This window comes from Sulfolobus sp. B1 (assembly GCF_007050195.1).
GTDB lineage: Archaea > Thermoproteota > Thermoprotei_A > Sulfolobales > Sulfolobaceae > Saccharolobus.
This window is the reverse complement of the sequence record NZ_QIMI01000093.1, coordinates 1-6,872: the sequence shown is the minus strand read 5'-3', so window position 1 is coordinate 6,872 and position 6,872 is coordinate 1. Positions and strand designations below refer to the sequence as shown.

The window sequence follows — 6,872 nt, the reverse complement described above, 5'->3', positions numbered from 1 at the left end:
ATTGTTTTTTAAAATATTTTATTAAATTTAAAACTCTCATCAGCTAAAGAAATTCCTGTCGGCTATAGATACTCTAAGGTTTATATAATACTACTCTATATGTTACCATGGGGATATAAAGATGCTAGAGAATTTAGTTGGTAGATATATCAACGTTAAGGGGAAATACGTGTATTTAGAGGAGTATGGTAGAGGGTTACCAATAGTTCTAATACATTTAGCTGGATTTGATGGTAGAATATATCATGATGTTGTTAAATATTTCCCTACGGATAAGTATAGGTTATTATTACTAGACTTGCCAGGGCATGGTAAATCTGAGCCCTGGGAAGTTCAATTAAAGGGTTTAAGTAACGCTTCAGTAAGTTTTTATAGTGACGTAATAATGGAATTAGCTAACGCTCTTAACTTGGAGAGATTTATTGCTGTAGGCACTTCAGTTGGTGGTGATATTGTTCTCGACCTATCTACTAAGGCCAAAAAGCTAATAGCTGGAGTAGCTGCCAATTGTGCAGCAAGAACCAGGACATTTTCCGAAGAGGATGTTAAGAATGCTATTAACACTGATCCTGCAAGAACCTTGTTTTTCGCCAGTCCAAATGCTACTAAGAGTCTTATTGAAAGGCTTACTTGGATTAGAAGTTCTACTAGAAATGAAATTCTCAGATGGGACTTAGCTGCGTGGAACTCTTTTGATATTGCTGATAAATTAGAGTTGATACGAATACCTTTACTTCTCTTAAGAGGGGAATACGATCCAATAGTAACACATGATATGATGAAAAGTACTGCTGAGAAGATAAAGAGTGCTAGATTTAAAGAACTAAAGGGTGCTGGACATTATGCACCTGCAGAAAATCCAGAATTATACGCAAAAGAAGTTATACAATTCTTGGAGGAGAATTTTAAATAAAAGATTTTTAGATCGTTTTCCACTAATTTAAAAAATGTTTCTAGGAAATTTTATTTGTTTTTATATTTTACCCTTTCATTTTCCATAAAAATTAAGATAGTCCTTTAATTTCGGAATTTAATGAACAACAAATCAATAGAATAGTTTTACTTCACGTCAAGGAAAGTTGATTTATAAAAAACTTTAGTTCTATCTGATTTTTCATTTCTTATTCAGTCTTAACGTAATTTTCCAATTCTCCAACATTTTCTATTACTACTTTAACGATATCTCCGGATTTTAAGAACTTACCAGTTCTCAATGCAGTACCAGGAGGAGTTCCAGTAGATATCAAATCCCCAGGCTTTAGGGTTATTCCTTCTGAAGCGTACTCGATTAACGTTGCAATATCGAATATCATGTCTTCGGTGTTTCCATCTTGCCTTAACTCATTATTTACGTAAGTCCTAATTCTCAATTTTTGAGGATTTTTAATCTCATCCTTAGTTACAACCCATGGACCTAAAGGACCTAACGTATCTAGGCTTTTAGCCTTTAGCCAATTAAATTCTGTTTTACCACTCTTTCCCCACCTTAAATCTCTTAAACTTACGTCGTTAAAAATTGTATAACCAAAAACGTATTCATAGGCTTTATTCCTAGGGATATTCTTACCCTCCTTTCCTATTATTACTGCTAACTCTCCTTCATAGTCAACTTGCCTTGAAAAACTAGGTACTATAATTGATTTCTTGTGACCTATTAGTACATTAGGCAACTTTACGAATAAATATGGTTCAACTGGAAGCTCTTGATGTAACTCTTCAGCGTGAGATTTATAGTTAATGGAAGCACATAATATTTTTTCTGGATTCACTGGAGGATAATACTCTATTTCATTCAAATCATAAATCACTTGACTAACCTCATCCAGATTATTTTCGATTTTATTTTTCAACTGTTCTACTAAAATCATGGCACTTTCTCCACCTCTTATTAGCTCGTTTAATGAGTTAAACCAACTTGGAGATGCTGAATGAGTTATTATTTTATAAGCTTGTTTTACGTCCAAAACCTTATCTTTAACTATTAGACCTAACCTTTCATCCCCTTTACCTTTAGAAAACATTAACAATTTCATTCTTACATTTCCCCTGATTATCCATTTATTCACCTAAGTTATATAAATCAATATTTACTTCAGGGTAAGGAATTGCACACGCAGTATGAGTGAACTCATGCTATGATATTAAGCAGATTATGGAGGAGGACAAAGCTCGTAAACGTGATCTTAGACTTAATGTTCTCTGGAACAAAAATGTATTAATAATTATGGTATCAAATCTACAGCATCTCATATGGTGAAAAAATAAATACTTGGTTAGTTTATATTAATATTAATGGCTAATGAAGCTGAGTTTCGCAAATTAGTGGAAGAAATGAAAAGAGAATACTTAGGAACTTATGCTACAAGCTTCGATAAGAGATTCTCAAATTATCCAGTCTTCACAAATAAACCACAACCGTTTATGGTACCATATATGTGGAAGTATGAAGATCTAAAAAGAACCGCATATAGGTTAAGAGATGTTATAGACCCAGAATTCTCTGATAGGGTGACAGTTCACTTGGAAAATCCGGGGATAAAGAAACTAGCCCCTGAGTTTCCAGCCCCTGCTACTACTACTATGTATGCTGGTATTCAAATCATAGCCCCTGAAGATAAACCTCCTGCTCACAGACATTTAACAAATGCCTTCAGAGTAGGATTGGATATGCCTCCAGAGGGAGGATATACTACTGTTAATGGAATTAGGATTAAGATAAATAAAGGAGATGTAGTACTTACTCCAGCTTTTACTTGGCACGATCATGGAAACTTCGGTAAAGACTACGCGATATGGTATGATGGCTTAGATGCTTCCCTAACTTTTTGGTTAGGGATAGAGTGGTACTCATTTCTGAAGGATGTTAATGGTAAGGTAGTACAAGATGTGATAGGAACAGAGGTCGATGTAGAGGGAAAGTATTCTCAAGGATTTTTACCTTTAACCGAAGAGAAGTCAGAAATAAATCCATTATGGTATTATCCATACAAGAAGACACGTGAAGCCCTTATAAAATTAGGAGAAAAAGTTAAGGAAAGGAAAATTGTAGCAATAGAATTAATTAATCCTCAAACCGGAGGTCCAGCATTTCCAACTATGAGTTTAACTTTCATCTTAGTAAGACCAGGAGAAGAGATCAAACCACCTTTAGCCACTGAGAGTGTAGTTATGTTTCCTATGGAAGGAGAAGGTGAAATATGGCTACCAGATAACGGTATCACATATAAGGTAAAGGATCACGATATGATAACATTGCCACCATGGACGAGAAGGATAATAAGAAATAATGGTAAGGATCCATTAATATTATTTGTTCAATCAGACGCACCTACTTATAAAGCCCTCGGAAAGTATAGAGAAGAGAAGCAAGAAGAATCCTAATTTTTTCTTTCATTTTTTATCCACTATATATAACTACTACACATACTACTTTAATGTGTTAATGTAGTTTGTCATCATAAAGCTAAAATTTGCTAAACCTCTCTCGTATTGACAAATATATGTAAATAGGAGTATATTGCCCACATACAGTTTATTAGCGTAATAGATTTGCCTAAATTTAAATCCTCATGATGGCACTGAACTCACACGTGTGAAAATAAGTTGAACTTAGAGAAATCTCTGTCTTCTAAGGCATAGCCTTCAATTAATTCTACCAAGAATAAATCGAGTATTAATAAGATAATGTGTAATACGGATTAATATCTTGTAAAATATAAGTGAAAAATAGTCGTATAATATGGTATGATAATCATAGTTAAATTAATAAAAATGCCTTATTGATTCAAAAATCTAACTACCTATGAATGTAGATCTTAATATTTTTCATCATAAAAACTATGTGATTTATAAAATGGTATATACCTTTAAAATTATGTAAGAATATATAAATCTCCAATCCTGCTCAAAACCTTATTTTTGAATGGATAAAGCTTAACTTTAATATAATATAATGCGAATTCAACTTGATTAATATGGAATTAAATATTTATTTGTACGATAAAATTATATCAAAATAAATTTTTCTAACAAACATTGTGTGGAAATGCTCTTCATCCCATATCTATAAAATTGCACAACGTCAAATCGTTTATGTTTTAAGTTATAATTTACTATTATTTTCCTTTACCTTAAGAAAACGGGAATATGATAGTTCGGACTTCCTAAAATTATTTACTTAACTTGTTGTTTGAATTGACCAAGATGCTTTATATTCAAGAATTTTTATATATTTCACTGATGGGAAAGGAGAATCGTGTTAATCCCCAAGTTCTTCTTAAGGTTAATGGAACACATGAAAATTGTTGGTCCACTGAGATATGGTATAACGTTAAACTTATACACTATCATAAGATCAATGATGGGTCTTACGTTAAGATAATTCTTTTAGTCCCTAAAGAATATAAAAGGCATTTCATTAGTTTGATGAACAGATTCTATAAAACTGTTACCATAAATAGTATTCAATACAATGACAAGGCTAATGTTTTGATATCTATAATCAAGAGGCTAAGACCTAACTCCATTTTTAATTTAATAGAGAGATATGCCGCAATGTTTATAGAGGAAGATATTTCAGACTTTAAGGAAAGTTGGAGCATTGTAATTCCAACTAATTTGAAAGAAGACTTCATTAATGATCTAAAGGAGCAATTGAATGTTCATAGTACCGCGCTTCATCCCTATAAATACTTGACTCAACCCAATTTACCATTAAAGGAATTAGATATTTTAAGGGTAGCATATAAATTTGGATACTTTGATTATCCTAGAAAGATAACCAGTAAAGAGTTAAGTAAGATTTTAGGTATTAGTGAACCCATGCTCATCTATCACTTAAGGAATATTCAAAAGAAAATTACTAGATATATATTAGATTATTACTACGATATATATTGATAATTTTTAATACGTTATTGATGAGACTAAGGTTTTGAGGGTTAATGGTGAGTATTATTTAGGCATTACGAGTCTGGGCTAATTCTTCATGTAGTTTCCACGCTTATACTGGAAAATTGGAGGGATAAAGCTGTCTTCCTACACGATAAGGCTACAAGGCATTCTCTTGGTTAAAACACGATGTTGAAACTTTTGACAAGCTTAGTAAGTTTTCAGAAGCTTAAGCAAGCATGGACTCCACATGGAACTCAACAAGGAACACAATAACGAGATGGCTAAAAATATTCTTCAATACAATTTACTCGAAATCTATTGGCATAAGTTGGAATATGGGAGTGGATGAAATTGTTGTCCACACACAATTTGTCAAATGAAAGTGTATACACATGTATTAATGGAGCTCAGACTTAAGTGATAGTCAAAAATAATGGAAGCCTTAAAAACACTCAGGTATTCGCTAATTTTGCACAGTTTCAAGATTAAATTATAACCAGAGTTTACAGATCTACGAGCAAACGATCCCTATCCTTAACATCAACTTTGACCTTGTAATTAACATTAGCCAACTTGTGAGGGGCAATGTAGTGTGAGGCAATGAAGTCCTCTAACTTGACAAGCAAGACGTCAAGGCTAATACAATCTCATCCAAGGAATGAAACCTAAGCTTAAAAGGGTAGAGATAATTTGAGTTAAGCGAGGAAATCAAACCTATTCATGTTCTCGCCCCAATAAATAACTCGCCCACACCCTAAAAATACTTTTTATTATGAATAAAATTCAATTTATCTTAAACAAACCAAATTATTGTCCACACACAAGGTATAATAGAAAAAGTTTTTTAAGGAAAAAGGTTTTTCACTTCATATTTATTTTCTTATCTTCTCTTTTACTGGAATAAATTGTTCAGCTTCAGTTGAACCTTTCATTGCAACTGTTGAAGCTTGTCCTCCAGACGCTATTGTTAACACTAAGTCAAAATACTCAGTGCCAACTTCCCTTTGATGAGCTACAGCAGTGTAACCATCACGTTGAGCCTGAAATTCCAGCTCTTGTAGCTTAACATAGCCTAACATTCCCTCATTCTTAAATGCCTTAGCTAAGTTGAAGGTATAATAATTAATTAAATGCCAACCAGCTAAGGTTATGAACTGGAACTTATATCCTAAATCAGCTAGCTCCTCAATGAACTTACCAATCTTAGAATCATCCATGAACTTTTTCCAATTGAAAGATGGAGATAAGTTATAAGCTAGTAACTTCCCGGGGTAATGGGTATGTATAGCTTCAGCGAACTGCCTAGCCTCATCTAAATCTGGCTTAGAGGTTTCAAACCATAACAAATCAGCGTAAGGTGCATATGCTAAACCCCTAGCAATTGCGAAATCTATTCCTCCTTTAACCTCATAGTACCCTTCTGCCGTTCTTCTACCAGTCAAGAATTCAGAATCTCTCTCATCAGAATCGTTGGATAAATATACTGCATTTAAAGCATCAGTTCTGGCAATCAGTATGGTAGGAACGCCTAAAACGTCAGATGCTAACCTTGCTGCATTTAATATTCTTATGAAGTTACTAGTAGGTATCAGAACTTTACCACCTAAGTGACCACACTTCTTTTCAGAGGCTAATTGATCTTCAAAATGTACTCCAGCAGCCCCAGCCTCTATCATTGCTTTCATCAATTCATAAGCGTGAATAGGTCCTCCGAATCCAGCTTCGGCATCAGCAACTATTGGTAATAAATAATCTACCTCATACTTTCCCTCACTCCAAGCTATTTGATCCGCCCTAATTAGGGCGTTATTTAACCTTTTAACTAATGTAGGAACACTATTGGATGGGTATAAGCTCAAGTCTGGATAAGTCTGTCCAGATAAATTATTATCAGCTGCTACTTGCCAACCACTTACGTAAATAGCTTTCAATCCAGCTTTAGCCATTTCAACTGCTTGAGAACCGGTTAAGGCTCCAAA

At 33.7% G+C, this 6,872-nt stretch carries 6 protein-coding genes; 4 read left to right on the top strand and 2 right to left on the bottom strand.

Features of this window, described 5'->3' with window-relative positions; translation table 11 throughout:
- The first annotated feature begins 121 nt into the window (after positions 1-121).
- On the top strand, positions 122-913 hold the full coding sequence (locus tag DMP16_RS06955; RefSeq protein ID WP_069284376.1) for an alpha/beta hydrolase: 792 nt from the start codon (positions 122-124) through the stop codon (positions 911-913).
- Between the two features lie 208 nt (positions 914-1,121).
- On the opposite strand, the gene DMP16_RS06950 is transcribed toward DMP16_RS06955, so the two are convergent.
- Complete coding sequence (locus tag DMP16_RS06950) at positions 1,122-2,033, bottom strand: fumarylacetoacetate hydrolase family protein (RefSeq protein WP_069284822.1); 912 nt, start codon at positions 2,031-2,033, stop codon at positions 1,122-1,124.
- Between the two features lie 259 nt (positions 2,034-2,292).
- Here DMP16_RS06950 and DMP16_RS06945 point away from each other — a divergent pair, with 259 nt between their 5' ends.
- The 3 genes from DMP16_RS06945 to DMP16_RS11000 all read left to right on the top strand — a co-directional run bounded on the left by DMP16_RS06945 (position 2,293) and on the right by DMP16_RS11000 (position 5,273).
- On the top strand, positions 2,293-3,381 hold the full coding sequence (locus DMP16_RS06945; protein ID WP_069284375.1) for a cupin domain-containing protein: 1,089 nt from the start codon (positions 2,293-2,295) through the stop codon (positions 3,379-3,381).
- Positions 3,382-4,239: 858 nt separating this feature from the next.
- Entirely contained in the window at positions 4,240-4,899 is a 660-nt protein-coding gene (locus tag DMP16_RS06940) for a helix-turn-helix domain-containing protein (RefSeq protein ID WP_185957833.1), read from the top strand.
- A 230-nt stretch (positions 4,900-5,129) separates the two neighbouring features.
- Complete coding sequence (locus DMP16_RS11000) at positions 5,130-5,273, top strand: hypothetical protein (RefSeq protein ID WP_156770094.1); 144 nt, start codon at positions 5,130-5,132, stop codon at positions 5,271-5,273.
- A 492-nt stretch (positions 5,274-5,765) separates the two neighbouring features.
- Here the strand turns inward: DMP16_RS11000 and aceA are convergent.
- A partial coding sequence (gene aceA / locus DMP16_RS06935; RefSeq protein WP_143577018.1) for an isocitrate lyase occupies positions 5,766-6,872 on the bottom strand: 1,107 nt, incomplete at its 5' end.

Bases quoted from the DNA above. Each gene is read 5' to 3' on its own strand.
- DMP16_RS06955 (WP_069284376.1), top strand. From the start codon at position 122: ATGCTAGAGAATTTAGTTGGTAGATATATCAACGTTAAGGGGAAATAC.
- DMP16_RS06950 (WP_069284822.1), bottom strand. From the start codon at position 2,033: ATGAAATTGTTAATGTTTTCTAAAGGTAAAGGGGATGAAAGGTTAGGT.
- DMP16_RS06945 (WP_069284375.1), top strand. From the start codon at position 2,293: ATGGCTAATGAAGCTGAGTTTCGCAAATTAGTGGAAGAAATGAAAAGA.
- DMP16_RS06940 (WP_185957833.1), top strand. From the start codon at position 4,240: ATGGGAAAGGAGAATCGTGTTAATCCCCAAGTTCTTCTTAAGGTTAAT.
- DMP16_RS11000 (WP_156770094.1), top strand. From the start codon at position 5,130: ATGGACTCCACATGGAACTCAACAAGGAACACAATAACGAGATGGCTA.